The 19,579-nt window shown below is 37.1% G+C and carries 12 protein-coding genes and 2 pseudogenes; 6 read left to right on the plus strand and 8 right to left on the minus strand.

The features are described 5' to 3' along the window. The first annotated feature begins 416 nt into the window (after nt 1-416). A complete protein-coding gene (gene ade / locus IPI15_RS12875; protein WP_287423817.1) occupies nt 417-2,015 on the plus strand; it encodes an adenine deaminase in 1,599 nt (532 codons plus the stop codon). Here the strand turns inward: ade and IPI15_RS12880 are convergent. The 8 genes from IPI15_RS12880 to paaZ all read right to left on the minus strand — a co-directional run bounded on the left by IPI15_RS12880 (nt 2,007) and on the right by paaZ (nt 11,479). Then, on the minus strand, nt 2,007-2,648 hold the full coding sequence (locus IPI15_RS12880; protein WP_287403505.1) for a carbonic anhydrase: 642 nt from the start codon (nt 2,646-2,648) through the stop codon (nt 2,007-2,009). The genes ade and IPI15_RS12880 overlap by 9 nt on opposite strands. Nucleotides 2,649-2,663: 15 nt before the next feature. Next, nucleotides 2,664-3,962, minus strand: coding sequence for a SulP family inorganic anion transporter (locus tag IPI15_RS12885; RefSeq protein WP_287420565.1), 1,299 nt, complete (start codon nt 3,960-3,962; stop codon nt 2,664-2,666). Between the two features lie 225 nt (nt 3,963-4,187). Continuing rightward, nucleotides 4,188-6,068 carry an Nramp family divalent metal transporter gene (locus IPI15_RS12890; protein WP_287403501.1) on the minus strand — a complete coding sequence of 627 codons (1,881 nt, stop codon included), beginning with the start codon at nt 6,066-6,068 and terminating at the stop codon, nt 4,188-4,190. Between the two features lie 133 nt (nt 6,069-6,201). Then, on the minus strand, nt 6,202-6,825 hold the full coding sequence (locus IPI15_RS12895; protein ID WP_287420567.1) for a tetratricopeptide repeat protein: 624 nt from the start codon (nt 6,823-6,825) through the stop codon (nt 6,202-6,204). Between the two features lie 59 nt (nt 6,826-6,884). Beyond that, nucleotides 6,885-7,682 (minus strand): class I SAM-dependent methyltransferase, encoded by a 798-nt coding sequence (locus tag IPI15_RS12900; RefSeq protein ID WP_353845305.1) that lies wholly within the window; start codon nt 7,680-7,682, stop codon nt 6,885-6,887. A gap of 154 nt (nt 7,683-7,836) precedes the next feature. After that, entirely contained in the window at nt 7,837-8,448 is a 612-nt protein-coding gene (locus IPI15_RS12905) for a YdeI/OmpD-associated family protein (RefSeq protein ID WP_287420571.1), read from the minus strand. 3 nt (nt 8,449-8,451) lie between these two features. Then, complete coding sequence (locus IPI15_RS12910) at nt 8,452-9,216, minus strand: enoyl-CoA hydratase/isomerase family protein (protein ID WP_287403491.1); 765 nt, start codon at nt 9,214-9,216, stop codon at nt 8,452-8,454. A gap of 220 nt (nt 9,217-9,436) precedes the next feature. Beyond that, nucleotides 9,437-11,479 carry a phenylacetic acid degradation bifunctional protein PaaZ gene (gene paaZ, locus IPI15_RS12915; protein WP_287420572.1) on the minus strand — a complete coding sequence of 681 codons (2,043 nt, stop codon included), beginning with the start codon at nt 11,477-11,479 and terminating at the stop codon, nt 9,437-9,439. A 660-nt stretch (nt 11,480-12,139) separates the two neighbouring features. On the opposite strand from paaZ, the gene IPI15_RS12920 reads away from it, so the two are divergent. From IPI15_RS12920 to IPI15_RS12940, 5 genes and pseudogenes are all read left to right on the plus strand, one after another. Then, a complete protein-coding gene (locus IPI15_RS12920) occupies nt 12,140-13,885 on the plus strand; it encodes a M14 family zinc carboxypeptidase (protein WP_287420573.1) in 1,746 nt (581 codons plus the stop codon). A 302-nt stretch (nt 13,886-14,187) separates the two neighbouring features. Continuing rightward, the gene (locus tag IPI15_RS12925) at nt 14,188-16,674 is read left to right on the plus strand and encodes a heavy metal translocating P-type ATPase (protein WP_287420575.1); all 2,487 of its coding nucleotides are present in this window, start codon (nt 14,188-14,190) and stop codon (nt 16,672-16,674) included. A gap of 85 nt (nt 16,675-16,759) precedes the next feature. Next, a pseudogene (locus IPI15_RS12930) lies at nt 16,760-17,231 on the plus strand (DUF305 domain-containing protein). A 390-nt stretch (nt 17,232-17,621) separates the two neighbouring features. Further along, nucleotides 17,622-18,198 (plus strand): annotated as a pseudogene (locus IPI15_RS12935) (multicopper oxidase domain-containing protein); the annotation flags it as partial. 536 nt (nt 18,199-18,734) lie between these two features. Beyond that, complete coding sequence (locus IPI15_RS12940) at nt 18,735-19,481, plus strand: SPFH domain-containing protein (protein WP_353845306.1); 747 nt, start codon at nt 18,735-18,737, stop codon at nt 19,479-19,481. Nucleotides 19,482-19,579 lie beyond the last annotated feature (98 nt).

Consider the following 19,579-nt stretch of genomic DNA (forward strand, 5'->3'; position numbering starts at 1 on the left):
TTACATTAAATAAAATCAAATATCCGATCTATACTTCTTTTGATCACAATTTCAAATAATAAATTTTATTTTTAGTAGGAATTAGCATGAATCATATTAAGTTTAACTGCATTAAATAGAAATTGTATTTGGTAGATAATAGAATATTATCATTTCCTGAATTAGATTTATAGTCAAAAAGGAAATATTTCAGAATCAAAATAGAATTTGCTAAAATATATTTAAGGATATTAGATATTTTATTTGCCATTTTTATAAAATATTTGACGAAGAAAACTGTGGATTTAATTTTCTCAAACTTAATAACATTATAAATATTAATATGAGAATCGAGGACGAAGCCGTGAAAATACCTTTCCAATAGGTCAATATATTTATCGGCATGTCAATACTATTAGTTCAAACTTAAACACATGATGAATATAAAAGCGAATCTTGTAGACTTACATCAGAAAACGATATATCCGGCCAGCATTACTATAGAGAATGGAATAATCGCTTCGATTGAAAGACTTTCAGAAGATTTGGAGTCATACATTCTTCCTGGCTTCATAGATGCACATATCCATATAGAAAGCTCTCTATTAGTTCCTTCAGAATTTGCACGTATGGCAGTATTACATGGCACCGTTGCAACTGTGAGCGACCCTCACGAAATAGCAAATGTGTGTGGAGTTAAAGGAGTGGAATATATGATTGATAACAGCAAAAAGGTTCCTTTCCATTTCTTCTTTGGAGCTCCAAGTTGTGTTCCTGCTACTATATATGAGACTGCAGGAGCAACCATTGAATCCCAGGAAGTAGAAGTATTAATGCAAAATGATGACATTTGGTACCTTGCAGAAATGATGAATTTTCCGGGAGTTTTGTTCAATGATCCAAGTGTACTTGCTAAATTACAAATCGCTAAAAAATACAACAAACCTATTGATGGTCATGCCCCAGGATTGATGGGAGATGATGCAAGGAGGTATTTTGAGGCCGGCCCCTCCACAGATCATGAGTGCTTTACTTATGAGGAAGCATTGGGTAAAATAGCCTTAGGAATGAAGGTCATTATTCGGGAAGGAAGTGCCGCAAGAAATTTTGATGCATTGATTCCACTAATGAAAGATCATTCAAATATGCTCATGTTTTGTAGCGATGATAAGCACCCTGACAGTCTCATTTCAGGACACATTAACCAACTCGTCACAAGAGCCCTGAAAAAGGGTCATGATATTTTTGATGTGCTTAAAGTAGCTTGTATTAACCCTATCCTTCATTATGGTCTTCCTGTCGGTACCTTACAAGTGGGGGATCCGGCGGATTTTATTATTACATCGGACCTTCAAGAATTTAAAACGATTGCCACATATATTAAAGGACATTTAGTTGCAAATGAGGGTCAATCCTTGATCCCGAGAATCGCCATCGATGATATTAATCAATTTAATATTGATCCTATAGATCTGGAATCCATTAAATATATTATTAATGAAAGCGAAAATGTAATAGAATGTCTGGATGGGCAATTAATTACTAATAAATTAATCATAGAAGGCAAACACTGCAATGTTGAAAATGACATATTGAAATTAGTGGTGGTCAATCGTTACAATCAAACAAAACCAGCGATAAGCTTTATTAAAAATTTTGGATTAAAACGAGGGGCTATGGCATCCTCTGTAGCACATGACAGCCATAATATTATTGCTACCGGCACAAATGATATGGACATTCTAAATGCTATCAATGAAGTAATACATCATAAAGGAGCACTCTCTGCTGCTAATGGCAATGAAATTAAAACATTGCCATTAGCTGTTGCAGGATTGATGAGTGACCAAGATGCATGGGAAGTGACTAATAAATATACAGATCTTGACCAATATTGTAAAGTTATTATGGGTTCGACTCTTCGTGCACCTTACATGAGTCTATCATTCATGGCATTACTTGTCATCCCAAGTTTAAAACTAAGTGACAAGGGCTTGTTTGATGGTGACAAATTTCAATTTATGAGATTAGAATAATACAGTTTCGCTGTCAATCTTGTATAACTTCGGGATTTCTGTATTGCTGTCGAAGGATATTCCAAGATCTTTTATCTTGCCTGTTCTGACATCGAATACCCAGCCGTGTATAGTAGGGCTTTTTCTTTCCTCCCATGCATTTTGAATAATTGAAGTCTTAGATAGATCAAATACTTGTTCATAAACGTTAAATTCTACAAACTTGTCAAACCTTTCCTGTTTGTCCTCAATAGCTTCGAGTTCATCTTCATACAATCTGTAGACATCCTTAATATGTCGGATCCAATTGTCTACCAGTCCATGCTGACGTCCACCCATAGCTGCTTTGACTCCCCCACATTCGTAATGCCCACATACAATAACGTGTTTAACTAATAGTGCATTCACTGCATAATCGAGGACACTTAGTAAATTCATATCTGAATGGACTACCATGTTGGCAATATTTCTATGTACAAATATTTCGCCCGCCTGTGTACCAGTGATTTCATTCGCAGGAGCTCGGCTATCCGAACAACCTATCCACAAGATTTCAGGTGATTGCCCAACAGCCATTTTGGAAAAAAAAGTTGGATCTTCTGCATTAATTTTTTCTATCCAGGCCTCATTGCCTGCCTTTAATTTTTCTATCATAATGTTTTATATATATTAATCTATGTTTTCTTCATATTGATCTTCCACATCTTTTAAGTCGTATTTCTTGAAAAGTTTTACTCCTATATAATAAAGTATGGTACCAGTGATCACTGCGACATTCAGGTCAACTACAACAGTTATGATTGTTGTGTATACAATTATTAAAACCTGAAAATTTCTGTTAATTGATTTTATCCAATTATTCTTAAAATAAGCCTCAACATAATCTCTGTCACAAACATCCCAACCTGCTTTCACAAGCACTCCGGCGAATACAGCTGCTGGAATTAGAGTAATGAAATCTTTAAAGAACACCAAACTGATCAGAACAAATATACCAAGCATGATACCAGCCAATCTTGTCTGCGCATTCTCTTTGATGAGCAGCACTGAACGAATGGTGGCTTGTGCACCAGGTATACCCTGTAGAATTCCGCTGATTCCATTGGCCAGACCCTGAGCCATCAATTCTTTGTTTTGATTAGTCTTCTCTCCTGTCATCTTGTCGACTACCAATGCTGTAAGCAAGCTGTCGAGATAACATAGCATCGTTAACTCAAGGGCATAAGGTAAAGCCAGAATTAAATTCTGCTGTGTAACTATCTGTGAAGAGGGAAAATAACTTGAAATAATGGCAAAGTATTCGCTAAATGATTCTATGGTATTACCTAATTCAACTTTCTGGACATCTAATCCCATCAGATTGGCAAGTATGGTCATGATCAATATAGCAAATAAAAGTCCCGAAAAAAAGGAGTGGTATTGCGCTTTGATCCCTGATTTCTTAATGAGGTAAGGAATTAAAAATATTAAGCAAATGGTGGCTAAAGCAATGGTTAAGTTAAGCCAGAGACTGCCTTCAATCATCTTTTTGCCAAGTATACCAAATAGTTTTGCAATCTGATCATACCAAATTAGCACAGCAATCCCATTCATGAAACCTAAAACAACGGTATTCGGAACGAGTTGAATTAATCTTCCTGCTCTGAGCACACCTGCGAGTATAATGGTGACTCCAAACATCATAAATATCAATGTAATAAATTGCTCTGCAAATATCTTTTCCGGAAATACATCATAGGCATGTGCAACAATCAGTGCCGTTACAGCAGTCATTGGTGCAGTTGGACCGGAAGCTTGAAGTCTTGTACCACCAAATATAGAAGTAATAATAGGGATTACTGCCGCTCCGATCATACCGGCGAAGGCTCCTCTGCCTGACATTGCTCCAAAAGCAGCACCTAAAGACAAAGCTGCAAAACTAACAGTAAGTCCTGCCAATAAGTCTTTAATGAAGCTAGCTTTATTCATATAAAGTGGTTATTTATTTAATAAAAAAATTAACAAAATAGGTAATGGTGAGATATTCAATATTACAAAATAATTAAGCAAAGTGAATAAAGTTGATGTATTATATGAAATAATCACAAAAAACAAACAATTGTTTAATATTAATGCAATTTGAATATTACAATTTAATTAACAAATTGTTGCGAATAAGTCGATGTTTTCAAAAAATAAATAGAGAAAGTCGTCTCATTTCACTACCAACATTTGTATATCGATCTTATGTCGCACACTATCCACTGTAGTCCCAAAGAGTATGTCTTTAAACCACTGATGTCCATGTGCTGCCATCACAAGTAGATCGGCATCAAAATCCTTCACAATTTGTGGTATCTTTTTCTTGGGACTTCCAAACTCCAATTTGTATCCAACATCATAGCCTAAGGCATTTAATTGAGCTGTATAGTCCTCAAGATACTTAAGATCTGAAGAGGATTCATGATCACTTGTCTCGCCACCCATAATATATGCACTGACTGATTCCACAATATGTATGAGTACGTATTTAGAATTTTTTCCACCTTGTGCGAGTGCTCCATTAACAGCCTTTGCATCTGTATCTGAAAAATCCAGGGCGATTGCAATACGTCTAAATTTTATATCCGTATTAATAACCAGAGGCTGTAAAAGGCCGTGAGGAGAAATTAATTTTTCTTTTTTATGTTTTCTGAAAAGCGGATTAAATACTAGATATAATAAAAGGAAGACTGCTGCGATCATTACCGGGACGACTGTCAGCCATAGCACATAAGCTTCGTCTCCTGCACTTTCAAGCCAACCTAACAATTCATTAAATACCAAATTAACATTCAGAGATACGATAATTAAAGCAATGAGCCACGCCGTAAATTTTGTTAATTTACCAATAGCAAATACACCCATTTTCTCCCTATTGGATACGAAATGAATTAAAGGTATGATTGCAAAACCTAGCTGCAGACTAAGAATGACCTGACTAAAAATCAGCAATTCTCCAGTCTTGGATTCACCTGAGATCAATATAACCAGTAATGCAGGAATGATGGCTATCAAACGGGTGATGAGTCGTCTTAGCCATGGTTGTATGCGTAGATTAAGATATCCTTCCATCACAATCTGCCCAGCTAGAGTGCCAGTAATAGTGCTACTTTGCCCAGCCGCTATCAATGCTACAGCAAATAATATAGGCGCCCATTTACTCCCTAATAAGGGTTCTAAAAACTTGTGTGCATCTTGAATCTCCGCGACTTCAAACATTCCATTATTAAAAAAGGTCGATGCAGCTAATACCAAAATTGCAGCATTGACAAAAAACGCAAGGTTCAACGCAATTGCCGAATCGATAATATTAAATTTTATGGCACTTTTTACGCTTTTTTCATCTGAATCGAAACGCCGGGTTTGCACCAATGCTGAGTGCAAATATAAATTGTGAGGCATGATAGTAGCACCTATAATACCTATTGCAATATAAAGTGCAGTACTATTTGGTATAGAAGGAATAAATCCGGCTGCCAACTCACTCATGTCTGGTTTGGCGAGTATCATTTCAACTAAAAAAGATCCTCCTATAATAGCAATGAGACAGATGATGAATGCTTCCATCTTTCGCACACCATAATTTTGTAATAACAAAAAAAGGAAGGTATCTGCCACTGTCAAACTCACACCCCATAACAAAGGTATGCCAAACAGTAACTGCAAACCTATAGCCATACCAAGTACTTCAGCGAGATCTGTAGCAGCAATAGCGATTTCAGCAAGTATCCAAAGGCAAAAATTTACGAATCTGGGATAATTAGCGCGAGAAGCTTGGGCAAGGTCTAACTTTTGGACTAAGCCAAGTCTGGCACTGAGGCTTTGAAGTAGTAAGGCCATCAGATTTGACATCAAAAGCACCCAAATTAATTTATAACCAAATTGGCTTCCACCTGCAAGATCAGTAGCCCAATTTCCCGGGTCCATATATCCAACACTGACCAAATATGCTGGACCCATAAAAGAAAACAACTTTTTCCAAAAACCCTTTTTAGTTACCACCTCAATAGAGGAATTGATTTCCGATAAGGATCGATCATCGCCTTTATTCATTGTTTTTAATTCAGCTTAGCAAAAATATCCTGTTCAAGCAACAGCCTGACTATTTTACAAAGACAAATATAAATAAATGTTAGATACACCTAACTTTTATTTATAAAAACTTGAACTTTATTTGCTTTTATATTTATTTGACCTCCTGCCCTGAATCACCTTTAGATATGGTCGGCATCAAACTGACATCGTACGAATTATACCCACTTGACTTAAATCCTTCAAATGCTTCCTGAATTCTAAGAAAAGCAAGCATGTCGTTTGTTTCAAAGACAGAGAGATCACACAAATTTTTCTGTTTAGCCTTCAGCAAATATTCATAACCTTTCAAACTATTTTCTCTTAAAGAATAAATACAAGCTAAATACAGATATAACTCAGCATCAAAACTATCTATATCCATTGCCTTTAAAAACTGAGCCTCTGCTTCTTCAAGTTTGTACTTATTAAGGAACAAAATTCCTTTCTTTTTATATTCATTCTGCGGCGGCTTTCCGTAATTGATGACTAAATTGTGCTTAATGGGTATACCATTTCTGAATAAGTCTAGTAAAGGTTGCATCTGAGAATCAACTTTTGTAACAAGAACATATCTCGCCTCTTCATTATTTTCTACGACTGTAAAAAAGTGCTCGGCTCCCATTATTGACTTCGCTTTGGAAACTTCCTGCCCATTGACCTTGATCGTTTCTTCACCCCAAAGGCTGTTATGAAATTCGATTACTGTAGTTCCCGAAATTATTTTTTGATATTGCATTCAATTGAATTTTTATACTTTTCTTATTTCCAGCTAAAATTTGCCTTCATATCATCTGGTTATTTTTCAAAAACTAACGAATACATCATCGGTAGCTTCTCTCCCAAATGTTTTATTCGGTACTTTCCCTTTTCAAATTCTTCCATATGACTGAAGCAATTATACAAAGAATAATTATATTCCTTAAAATGTGTCATTCTCAAATGTTGATCCATGAGGCAATTCATCACCTCACTAAGTGAGTGATTCCAGGAGACATCAGTTACCTGAATATCAGATTCTTTTTCAGCATATGTCCCGGTTTGAGACTCTATAATAGGATCTGATTTAAAATAATTGTATTCAAATTTTATAAAATCATTGTCCATCATCCAAAGTACCGGATGAAAGTCAATGAATACAAATTTGCCGCTATGTTTTAAATATCGGGATATTAATCCGGCCCATTTATCCAAATCAGGAAACCATCCGATTGTGCCGTATGATGTAAAAACTATGTCAAATTGCTCATCAAGATGAAGAGGTAGATCGTAAATATCGCAACAAATAAATCTTGCATCTACCCCGATCTCGTTTGACAATTCATTTGCTCTGTCAATGGCCTTATCTGAGAGATCTACTCCAGTTACATTTGCTCCTAATCTTGCCAACGAGAGTGTGTCTTGACCGAAATGACATTGAAGATGAAGTATGGATTTTCCATTGACATCTCCGAGCAAGACCATCTCCTCATTATTAATCGACGTTTTTCCTTCGATAAATCCCTTCACATCATAGAAATCAGAATCATAATGGCTGTCAACCCGGTTATTCCAGGATTGGCGATTTATATCTATGTAATTTTGTTCAGACATTATTATAAAAATTAGAAATTAGAAGTTAGAAATTAGAATAGTCACGGCCAAGTCATACGCTTCACCTCCTCACCTTCTCACTTATCACACATCACACATCACTCGATAACCTGATCACTCATCACCTGATCACCTTATCACCCTCTCACCCTCTCACCTATTTTTGATACTTCCAATCCTTACTCTTACCTTCATTTAATTGCTCGATGGCAGTGTTAATCCTTTTTAATTTAGTCGCCTCTGTTTTTGCTTCTCTGATCCAGTTGCTGTATTCTCTTTTGTGTGAAGGGCTAAATTTTTCAAAGTTGAATTGAGCTTGAGGTGCCTTTGACAAAGCAATTTTCAATTCTTCAGGAACTGAGTCATCTATTTCTTTGACAACTTTATTTTTAGCAGGGAGTTTGACATTTTCGTCATTTAGCCTCCAGGCTTCCATGATAATCGGTATCAGAATTTCATCGGATGGCATTTCATCCATTCCTCCAATTTTGCCAAAATGTCCCATTGCGGTGCGCTCTTCGAGTTGTAAGGTATTGCTAAATTCTTCTAGTAATGGTGCTTTCCAAAACCCAATTGCACAATGAGCTTTGAAGGCTGCTATATGAGTCATGGGACCTTTATAGTCAAAAAAGGCCATGCCCCATTTTATCTTTTCTTCCACATTTGGGCAATTATCATGAATGAGATTCCTATAATGACGCATGATGGGTTGGGCGAATGGTGCAGCTTTGTCGATTATTATATCAACTTCTTTAATTTTCGTACCCATCTTTTATGATTTACTTTTAAACGAATTAATAGCATTTTTTGTAAATTCACTTAACACTAATCTACCAGAGATAGCTGCTCTTTCAGCCAGCAGGTTATCCCAATCTTCTGTGCCCTTCCACAGAACTTTCTTGAGCTCATCCATAGCATCAGGGCTATAAGTATTCCATTTTGCGATCAGAAAATCTATGTATTCATCGACCTGTTTCACGTCTTCAAAAACCTCCTGAACAAGATCTCTTTGTAGTGCCCACTCAGCAGTCTGCCATTCATCCGGTGTCAAGGCCATCTTCGCAAATGCAGACAGTCCGATCTTCCGCTCCACAGCAGGGCCAATGACGAAAGGGCCAATACCAACAGCCAATTCACTTAATCTTACGGAAGCGTATTTGCTGGCTATGACATAATCGGATGCAGCCATGATGCCCACTCCTCCGCCTACTGCTTTCCCTTGAACTCGAGTGAGGACGATTTTTGAACTCTTACGTATGGCATTGATGACATTTGCAAATCCTGAGAAAAACTTTAGCCCTGTTGCCTCATCTCCGATTGACGACAATTCGTCGAAGCTAGCTCCTGCACAGAACGTTCTTTCTCCATGGCTTTTTAGTAGGATGACATTTGGTTTTTCATTACCTGCATCATTTATCGCACGTACCAATTGTGCTAATAATGAGCCCGGAAGTGAATTCCCTGCAGGGTGATAAAATTCTATTTCGACTCTGTCTGATTTTATTTGGGATCTAACGTATGCTTGATTATCGCTCATGGATATTTTATTTTTTTAAAAATGGAAATTGCTTTCGCAATTTGTTTTTTACATATCGAACAGCTTTCGCAATTCGCTGGAGGGAAACGCTCTTAAAGAGCTTTACATATTATTTCATTTCATAATATCAACCCTGTCTACTCAGTCCGGCAAGCTTTCAGGTTTATTGAATTTGAAAATAAAGCTTCAAACCACAAACAACAAACGCCAAACTCCTTAATCAATTATCTATTTTCTTAACCATCGTCAATATTGTCGCCACAGCGACTTTCTCGTCCAATTCATCATAAATATCCACATAATATTTTACAATGCCTTTTGCAATATCATCGTCCGTCTTTTTCTCCTGGTCGATTTTTTCTTTGACTGTGAGTTTTACGCCTATGGTCATTCCCGCATAGACCGGCTTTAAGAAGCGACATTCTTCAAGACCATAGTTCAATAATACAGGGCCTTTTCCCGGATCTACAAACAAGCCTGCCGCAGCAGATAATACAAAATATCCATGTGCTACTCTTTCAGTAAATATGGTTCCGTCAAGACTTGTCACATCAGTATGAGCATAGAAATGATCCCAACTCACATTGGCAAAATTGACAATATCTGTCTCAGTGATCGTTCTTTTGTGTGTAATTAACGTATCTCCCACAGTCAATTCTTCAAAATGCAATCTGAATGGATGTTTGCCCGGATCTTTATATTTCCCGCCGGGCTGGTATACCTGAGTTATTTCAGTTAAAGTCGTAGGTGAACCTTGCACAGCACAGCGCTGCATGTAATGTTTGATACCTCTCAATCCACCCATTTCCTCACCACCTCCTGCCCTACCAGGACCTCCATGTGTTAGCAAAGGCATCGGACTTCCATGACCTGTACTCTCCTTTGCACAATCTCTGTTGAGAACCATAATCCTTCCATGATAAGGAGCCGCTCCAAGTGTATATTGTGTTGCTATGGCATCATCATAAGTTACAATGCTACTAACAAGTGAGCCTTTACCCCTATTGGCCAATTCAATTGCATGATCAATGTCCTTATAACCAATGATTGTCGATACCGGGCCAAATGCTTCTATATCGTGTACGCGACTATCTGCTTCGGTATTAGTAGCCCTTAGCAGAACAGGTCCCATGAATGAACCATTTTGGGTATTATCTCCTACTAATATTAATTCATCCAGACCATAGACAAGTTCTGAGTCTTTTAATAACTGAACGACTTTACCTTTTACTTCCTCGACCTGACCTTTACCGACCAATGCACCCATCCTCACATTTTTATGCTTTGTATCTCCGATCATCACCTGCGACAACGCTTCTGTGAGATGGTAACTAACGTCTTCTACCATGTTTTCAGGAACAATGATCCTTCTGATTGCAGTGCATTTTTGACCTGCTTTCGTGGTAACCTCTCGTTTGACTTCTTTGATAAATAAGTCGAATTCAGGAGTTCCAAATACTGCATCACTGCCGAGAATGCAACAATTCAATGAATCGGCCTCCATATTAAAAGGAACTGCATGTTCAATAATATTCTCATGTCTCTTCAACAAACGTCCTGTATCAGCGGATCCTGTAAATGTGACCACATCCTGCTCATTGACAAAATCAATTAAATTGTGTGCGGAACCAGTGACAAGTTGCAAGGCACCTGCTGGGAGCAATCCACTCTCGATGATGTCTCTAAAAACTACTTCAGTTAAGTAGGAAGTAATGGCAGCCGGCTTAACAATAGCGGGCATTCCTGCTAGTAGATTGACTGCTACTTTTTCGAGCATGCCCCAAACAGGGAAATTGAAGGCATTGATGTGCAAGGCGACACCTAGTTTTGGCACAAGAATATGCTGACCGATGAAACTCCCTTCTTTTGAGAGTGGGGCATATTCACCATCAATGCAGAATGGTTGGTTCGGCAATTTTCTTCGCAGACTTGCATTGGCAAATAAATTACCTATTCCGCCTTCGATGTCCACCCAGCTATCTACTCTGGTAGCGCCGGTTTTATAACTTACCTCGTAATATTTTTCTTTTCGATCCATGAGGTACAAAGCAAGTGCCTTTAGCATTAAAGCTCTCTCTTGAAAAGTCATTTTTCTTAAAGACTTATTGCCTTTATCTCTCGCAAAGTCGAACATGCCTTGAAAATCCAGCCCTTTAGAAGACACCGTCGCAAATTGTTCACCTGTGATGGCGTGCATCAATGGTTGACCTGGGCCATCCCCACTAATCCACTGTCCGGCGATAAAGTTTTGTATATTTTGCATTTTGATATTTTCTATTTGGGACAAATATAAGAATGTTGGAGATGTTATCAGTAATCAGTGGTCAGTTATCAGTAATCAGTAATCAGTAATCAGTAATCAGTAATCTAAAATTCAATTATTAAATACATGGTTCCATCAGCGCACAAAATTTAATCAAAGGTTAAATTCCCTTTGTTTTCTTAAATCATTGAATGTAAGACAAATTATCGTGGGTATTAACTTTTATAGAATATGGGTATTAATATATTTCAACTCAGTATGAACATCATTGGATTAATGATTTTTTCTTTTGGGTGCTAGTTTTGAAGCAAATAGCCTGTGTGGTAAAAAAGTCGGCATCCGGTAATCCAATGCTTTTGAAGAATAGTGAAGTTTCCAAGTCATATTCTAATTCTAGTAAGATTATCTAATCCCTGCAGTCGTGATAATCAATCTCGGAACTTCAGCTGGGTTATAGTTTCTTAATTATTTTATAATTCGTAATTATGACTTCGAAATCTCCTTTAGCTGTCTAGATTAATATTTAGTCAAGAACAAATTTATCAATACTGCCCTATCACCCTATCACCCTATCACCCTATCACCTTCTCACCTCCTCACTTTTTAACCTTAAAACTTTTCATATTTTTCTAACTTGCACCTAAATCTAAATACGCTTCCATGAACAAGTTTTCTGCTATAATTATTGCTACTTTTTTGACATTTAATATTCTTTCAGCTCAGGAGTCCTTTACCCCCTACCCTTTCAAGAAAGAAGTCGAAGCAAATCGCTCCGTTACTTATGCCAAAGCCATTGAATTATATAAAGCTATGGCGGCAAAAGACAAAAGGATCCAGGTAAATGAAGTCGGCATGACGGATGTCGGAATTCCACTTCATGAAGTAATCGTAGATATCAATAGCGATTTTAATCCGGGAGATGCGCGTAGAAGAAAGAAAAACGTCCTTTTTATAAACAATGGCATACATCCCGGCGAACCGGATGGTATCGATGCCACGCTTTGGTTAGTTCAGGATATTCTCACTGACCCCAAAAAAGCAGCTTTATTAGAAAGGCTGGTGCTTGTCATCATTCCTGTATACAACATCGATGGAGCTTTGGTCAGAAATTCTTCACTTAGAGCGAGTCAGAATGGCCCTGCGGAATACGGATTCCGTGGCAATGGTCAGAACCTCGACCTCAATCGCGACTTTATCAAATGTGATACAAAAAATGCCATGAGTTTCTCAGAACTCTACACCAAATGGGATCCTGAGATCTTTATTGATAATCATGTCTCCAATGGCGCAGACTATACATATACTATGACAATGCTGGCGAGCCATCCTGACAAACTGGGTTATGGACAAGCAGCATTTCTACGAACACAAATGCTGACTGATCTTTATAAAAGGATGGATATAAAATCGTTTCCGATGTGCCCATATGTCAATGTTTGGGGGACAACACCCGACAAAGGACTACCGGGATTCATTGATAGTCCCCGCTATGCTTCAGGTTACGGCAGTTTGTTTCAATCATTTTGTTTTGTACCCGAAACACATATGTTGAAACTTTATGATCAACGTGTTAAGGCAACTTATGCATTCATGATGTCGATGATCGAATACAATGCTGAAAATTATGTTTCAATTAAAATAGAACGTGCTAAAGCAATACGCGACATGAAAGTGGCACAAAAAATGCCTGTCGCATGGGAAATGGACAAGACCAAAAATGATACTTTCAATTTCAAAGGTTATGACTATGCTTATGTCAACAGTGAAGTTTCAGGTCTGCCTCGCTTAAAATATTTCAGAGATAAACCTGTTACATGGAAGGTGCCATATTATGGGTATGCCAATGCAACAACAATGGTCGATGTGCCGACTTCTTATATTTTACCGCAAGCCTATTATAAGGTAGTAGAAAGAATGAAGATGAATGGTGTAAAAATGGTTAAAATCGGTCAGGACACTGTGATAAAAGGTCAGGCTTACAAAATTATAAAAACAGAGAGCATTAAAAATCCTTACGAAAGTCATTTTGGACATTACAATACACAAGTGGAGCCGATTGAAGTCACAAAACAATTTTTGAAAGGGGATTACATTATTCCAACAGATCAACGAGCCAAAAGATACATCGTAGAAACGCTGGAACCTCAAGCCACCGACTCATATTTCAATTGGAATTTCTTTGATGGTATATTAAATAGAAAAGAAGGATTTTCAGATTATGTTTTTGAAGATGAAGCTGCCGAATTACTTAAAAAGGATCCTTCCCTCCGCACAGCACTCGATAAGGCCATCGAGGCTGACCCAGCACTTAAAACCAATGCTTTTGGCCAATTGAATTTTATATATGAGCGCTCTAAGTATGGGGAGCCATGGGCTAATGTTTATCCGGTGGTGAAGGTAAAGTAGTAGAATTAGGAATTTTCGTGCTATCAGTCCATGCAACCCATAAGCGCCTTAGGTATTTATATGGAAGTCCTGAATGTAACGCGGAATTCAGAGGTTGAAAAATTATTATAGGGTTAAATTATGAAAGAATAACAACAATTTCACAAGAATAACAACCTGTACAATCTATTTACAGCTAACTATTTTATACTTAATTAGTTTATTGTCACAGCATGGTAAAAAAATAACACAATCAATTAAAACGAGTTGACTTCTGATTTAAGATACTCTAGTCCATTTTAATTAATTTTCAAAAAAAAATAATGACACATACATACCAAATATCAGGAATGAGCTGCAACGGCTGTCGCAATCATGTCCTAAAAACGCTCAGCGAAGTTGAGGGTGTAACCAAAATAGAAGTAAGTCTTGAAGAGAAATCGGCTACTATAGAAATGGATAGACATATTCCTCTAGCCGCTTTTAAAGACGCTTTGGAAAATGATGGTGGAAAATATAGTATTGGGTCGATGCACGAAACAATGGAAGAAAAACCATTAGAAAAGCATATTCCAAAACCCAATAATGACGGGAAATATTATTGCCCAATGCACTGTGAAGGTAATAAAATGTACGCTAAAGCAGGAGACTGTCCCGTCTGTGGAATGGATCTGTTGCAACAAGCAAGTGTGGTCAAAAGCACACAATACACCTGTCCTATGCACCCCGAAATAATGGAAGATGGCCCCGGAAATTGTTCAATCTGTGGAATGGATCTCGTGCCTTTGATCCCTGAGGATGCAGAAAATAAAACATATCAAAAACTTGTTAGAAAATTTAAAATTGCTGTAGCATTTACCTTACCCATTTTCATACTAGTAATGGGAGAAATGATACCAAACAATCCTTTAAATAGTTGGCTTAGCGTAAATTTTAAAAATTGGCTCCAATTTGCGTTGTCTCTACCCGTAGTTTTTTATGCATGTTGGATGTTTTTCGAAAGAGCATGGAATTCCTTCAAAACATGGAATCTAAATATGTTCAGCCTCATTGGAGTTGGTGCAGGAGCCGCATTTATTTTTAGTGTGGTGGCATTACTTTTCCCCAGTATATTTCCGGACCAGTTCAAAAATCATGATGGCAGTGTTTATCTTTATTTCGAAGCAGTAACTGTGATTCTTACCTTGGTATTATTGGGTCAAGTACTAGAGGCAAGGGCGCATAGCCAAACGAATGGAGCTATAAAAGCATTATTAAAATTATCACCTACACAGGCTATTTTGGTTGAAAATGGCGTTGAAAAAACTATTTCAATTCACGATATTAAGGTTGGAGATTTGTTGCGCGTGAAGCCGGGAGATAAAATCCCTGTGGATGGCAGTATAACTGATGGTAGCAGCAACATAGATGAATCCATGATTACTGGTGAACCAATTCCTGTTGAAAAAACTGTAAATGACAAGGTAAGTTCGGGCACTATAAACGGCAATAGATCTTTTATCTTTAAGGCCGAAAAAGTTGGCGATGAAACCCTGCTTGCCCAGATTATTAAAATGGTGAATGATGCCAGTCGAAGCAAAGCCCCTATCCAAAAGTTGGCAGACACCATTTCAAAATATTTCGTTCCGATAGTAATGTTAATTTCCTTAAGTACATTCTTAATTTGGAAATTTTTAGGACCTGAACCTTCATATGTATATGCTTTTGTAAATGCCTTGGCAGTATTAATTATAGCTTGTCCTTGCGCTCTGGGCTTGGCAACTCCCATGAGTGTAATGGTAGGCGTAGGTAAAGGTGCCCAAAATGGTGTATTGATTAAAGATGCAGAAGCTCTGGAAAAAATGGATAAAGTAGATGTGTTGATTACCGACAAAACCGGAACGATTACTGAAGGCAAACCGTCATTGGAGATAATTCATTCTTTTCAGCTTTTTTCTGAGGATGAACTCTTGATATTGGCAGCATCAATCAATGCACAAAGTGAACACCCATTAGCAGAAGCCATTGTAAAAAAGGCAAAGGACAAAGAGTTGGCAATTAAAACCATATCCGAATTTGAAGCTATATCGGGAAAAGGTGTTATGGGGATGCTAGAAGGTAAAAGCATTGTTATTGGTAACGAAAAACTGATGCAAGATAAAAATGTAGCCGTTGGAGAAGATCAAAAGCAACAAATCGTAAACGAGCAGAAAAAAGGAAAAACCGTTTCTTATTTTGCAATTGATGGGAAATTAGAGGGTTTTTTAGTCATTTCTGACGCAATAAAAGCAAGTAGTAAAAATGCTATCCAAAAATTACTGGATGATGGGGTGGAAGTAATCATGCTCACGGGCGATAATCACAATACGGCGAAAGCTGTTGCCGTTGATTTGAACCTAACTCATTTTAAAGCAGAGTGTTTACCTCAGGATAAAATGGAGGAAATTAAGAAACTTCAAGCTCAGGGTAAAATCGTGGCAATGGCAGGCGATGGTATCAACGACGCACCTGCACTTGCGCAGGCAGACATTGGCATAGCGATGGGTACAGGAACAGACGTGGCAATCGAAAGTGCAAAAATTACTTTGTTAAAAGGTGATTTGATGGGCATTGCAAAAGCAAAAAACCTTAGTCATAAAGTCATGCTAAACATTAAACAAAACCTGCTTTTTGCTTTTGGCTACAATGCATTATGTATACCAATTGCAGCTGGTATATTGTATCCATTTTTCGGTTTACTTCTTTCCCCAATGATAGCAGCCGCAGCGATGAGTTTCAGTTCAGTTTCAGTAATTGCTAATTCTTTGCGATTGAAAAATATTAAATTATAAATTTAACTTCTCAACGTATTTTCAACTAACTATTAATAAAAAAGTCTTGCCATTAAATACAATCTAACCTTTAAAAACAAAAATAATGGAATCGATAAAAAAGAAAAGCGGAAATAGCTATACCAAATTCTTTATTATGTTAGCACTATCTTTTATGGCTATGTATGTTACAATGTACTTGAATACATATGCTTTGGACCATGTTTATTTTAGCATGACACGATTTTACATGGCTTGTTTGGGTATCTCTGTAATGGGTGTGATTATGCTGCTTATAATGAAAGGAATGTATATTGATAGAAAAAAATATGGCAATTCTCATTGGCCCGGGGGTTCTGGGGGGGGCCCTGGGCCCGGTGGGGGGGCAAAAAAAACCCGTAATGGTGACGTCCTTTATATGAAAGGCATGATCCCTCATCATTCAATTGCCATTCTTACCAGCGAGCGGGCTGATATAAAAGATCCTGAGGTCAAAAAATTGGCTGGTGAGATCATTGCTGCCCAAAGAAAGAAATTGAAGAAATTAAAAAATGATAAATCGATTGGAAAATGAGTAAGAAAATCTGCCACGTAATAGCTTTATTGTTAGTATCTTGGAAAAAAGTACTGGGGCTGTTTTTTTTTTAAAAAATAACGGGGGTTTCGGGAAAAAAACGGCGGGGGGGCCACCGGCCCCACTTACGGGTTGGGGGGGAAAATTGGGGAAAAAAAAAAAAAAAAAAAACAATGTACCCAACAAGGAGATGGAGTGCCTTATCTTACACATGCCTATCAAACCGGAGAAACCTTTACTTATCGTTTCCAATTATTAAAATGGGACGCATTGGTACCATTCTCATGGCCTAATGCAAACTAAAGACCTTGGCGCCAACTGCACCTATTAATGAAATGCGATTTGATTTAACGGAAACAGAAACGTTCGGGAGTATGGACATGCGACAAATTTCATTAAAAAAGGTGAAACGGTTCGTATAGTCTTTACAATAATCTATGAGACACCTTTGCACCTGCATGGTCATGATTTTTGTTAAATGGTCAGGTGCATATGCCCACTAAAACGCTGGGCATCATGCCAATGGAAACAGATACTATTGAATTTGCAGCTAACATTGATGGTGATTGGTTTTTTCATTGCCACATTTTGTACTCGATGTTAAAATTACAAAAAGAAAGCAATCAATTTCCGTTAATCTTCGGATATGTGGTATGGTTTCAGGCGTCGCTGGAGTATTGGGACAGAATGGCGTTTATAAGGACAATCGCAAGCTATTTAGCGCTGGCTTTGATTATACACTGCCCATGCTTCTAATTTTTCAGACGGAAGTTTATCACAACGGAGATGTCCGCTTACAAATAATGAGAGAAGACATACCCATTTCTAAAAGATTACGATTTGGATTTATGGTTAATACTGATAAGGAATATATGGTGGATCTAGGCTATATTGTAAATAAAAACATTGGTATTCGGACACATTACGATAGTGATATGGGATTTGGAGTGGGTTTAGCGGTGAATTACTAGAAGCACTAAATTATATTAAACACCATCATTTTTAAAAACCAGATAATCAACAAATAATGCATTCCAAAATTTTTAATTGCTGTTCTGAGGTCACTCAGCACTCTATTACCCCCATAGATTTAATATCAGATTTATCTAAACCTTTCTAAAATTAATTTTTTTCATTAAAACACGGGGGGGGAGAATAAAAAAAAAAGAGAAAAATTTATAAAATAAATTAGATATAGATAAAATAGAATAGATTAAAATAATGCCACAAAAATAAAGATTAATAGGTTAAATTTAGATATCATAATTTCCAAACATGATCAACTATTCTTATTTCAGCCTGCATTAAACAAATTTATATTGCCAGTTTATACGAACACATTTTTTCAAATTCATTTTTATCTAATAAAGCAACAAATTTGAATTATCTGTTCGATTTACTTATTAATAAATTCGCTTTAATAAATAACTATTAAATCGAAACAAAGAGATTAAAAGACGCCGCCCCCTATTTCCAGGAACAAATACCAATTTATTTAGCGGCACTGATACTATTATTTTTTGCAGGTGTCAAGATCGTTCGCCCAACTCATAGAGGGTTGATCGAACGGTTGGGTAAATACTCGAAGTTTGCCAATCCAGGCTTTCATTGGATTATACCATTTATCGACAAGATGTACATTGTGAATATTACAGAGCAGATGGTAGATGCACAACCTCAGGAAATTATCACGAACGATAACCTTAATGCCAGTGTAGATGCACAGATTTACTTCAGAGTAATAGAAGGTGAAGAAAATGTAAAAAGCTCTTTGTACAATGTAAATAACTACAGATTACAGATCGTGAATCTTGCTCGTACTACTCTTAGGAATATTATTGGCACGCTAACTTTACGTTCAGCCGCGGGGAAAGTAGTTAAGGCTGAAAATGAAAAGATTGCTGCTATAGATTATGCAACTGCCGCAGAGACTGTTGCTGATGGGGTAAAGAGAGCTAAAATAAAAGAAGCTGAAGGTTATAAAAGAGCAAAAGTATTGCACGCAGAAGGAGAAGCTGAGGCTATAAAGTTGGTGAACGTTGCTGCTGATGAATTTTTTACAGGAAATGCTCAATTATTAAGAAAATTGGAAGCTGTTGAAAATTCTTTAATGTCAAATGCAAAAATTGTAGTTCCATCCGGAAGTGAATTGATCAACATAATCAGTGAAATGGCTGGAGTTTTGCCAGTGCCGATTAGAAAAAATACACACGAAAATGACAAAGATCATAAGAAGACTACATCGCAGCAATAGTGCTTTAAGTATGTAATATTTGACATCAAGAATAAAGATAAAAAATACTCATTGAAAAGATTTTTCTAAAGTAAATCTTTTCCATGAGTATTTTTTCT

The sequence above is a fragment of the Candidatus Brachybacter algidus genome, assembly GCF_016707225.1.
Classification (GTDB): Bacteria; Bacteroidota; Bacteroidia; order Chitinophagales; family Saprospiraceae; genus Parvibacillus; species Parvibacillus algidus.

What these genes read in the sequence shown, in the direction of transcription:
- IPI15_RS12880 (WP_287403505.1), bottom strand. Translation starts at nt 2,648, where the DNA reads ATGATAGAAAAATTAAAGGCAGGCAATGAGGCCTGGATAGAAAAAATT.
- IPI15_RS12920 (WP_287420573.1), top strand. Translation starts at nt 12,140, where the DNA reads ATGAACAAGTTTTCTGCTATAATTATTGCTACTTTTTTGACATTTAAT.
- paaZ (WP_287420572.1), bottom strand. Translation starts at nt 11,479, where the DNA reads ATGCAAAATATACAAAACTTTATCGCCGGACAGTGGATTAGTGGGGAT.
- IPI15_RS12905 (WP_287420571.1), bottom strand. Translation starts at nt 8,448, where the DNA reads ATGGGTACGAAAATTAAAGAAGTTGATATAATAATCGACAAAGCTGCA.
- IPI15_RS12925 (WP_287420575.1), top strand. Translation starts at nt 14,188, where the DNA reads ATGACACATACATACCAAATATCAGGAATGAGCTGCAACGGCTGTCGC.
- IPI15_RS12910 (WP_287403491.1), bottom strand. Translation starts at nt 9,216, where the DNA reads ATGAGCGATAATCAAGCATACGTTAGATCCCAAATAAAATCAGACAGA.
- IPI15_RS12890 (WP_287403501.1), bottom strand. Translation starts at nt 6,068, where the DNA reads ATGAATAAAGGCGATGATCGATCCTTATCGGAAATCAATTCCTCTATT.
- IPI15_RS12885 (WP_287420565.1), bottom strand. Translation starts at nt 3,962, where the DNA reads ATGAATAAAGCTAGCTTCATTAAAGACTTATTGGCAGGACTTACTGTT.
- IPI15_RS12895 (WP_287420567.1), bottom strand. Translation starts at nt 6,825, where the DNA reads ATGCAATATCAAAAAATAATTTCGGGAACTACAGTAATCGAATTTCAT.
- ade (WP_287423817.1), top strand. Translation starts at nt 417, where the DNA reads ATGAATATAAAAGCGAATCTTGTAGACTTACATCAGAAAACGATATAT.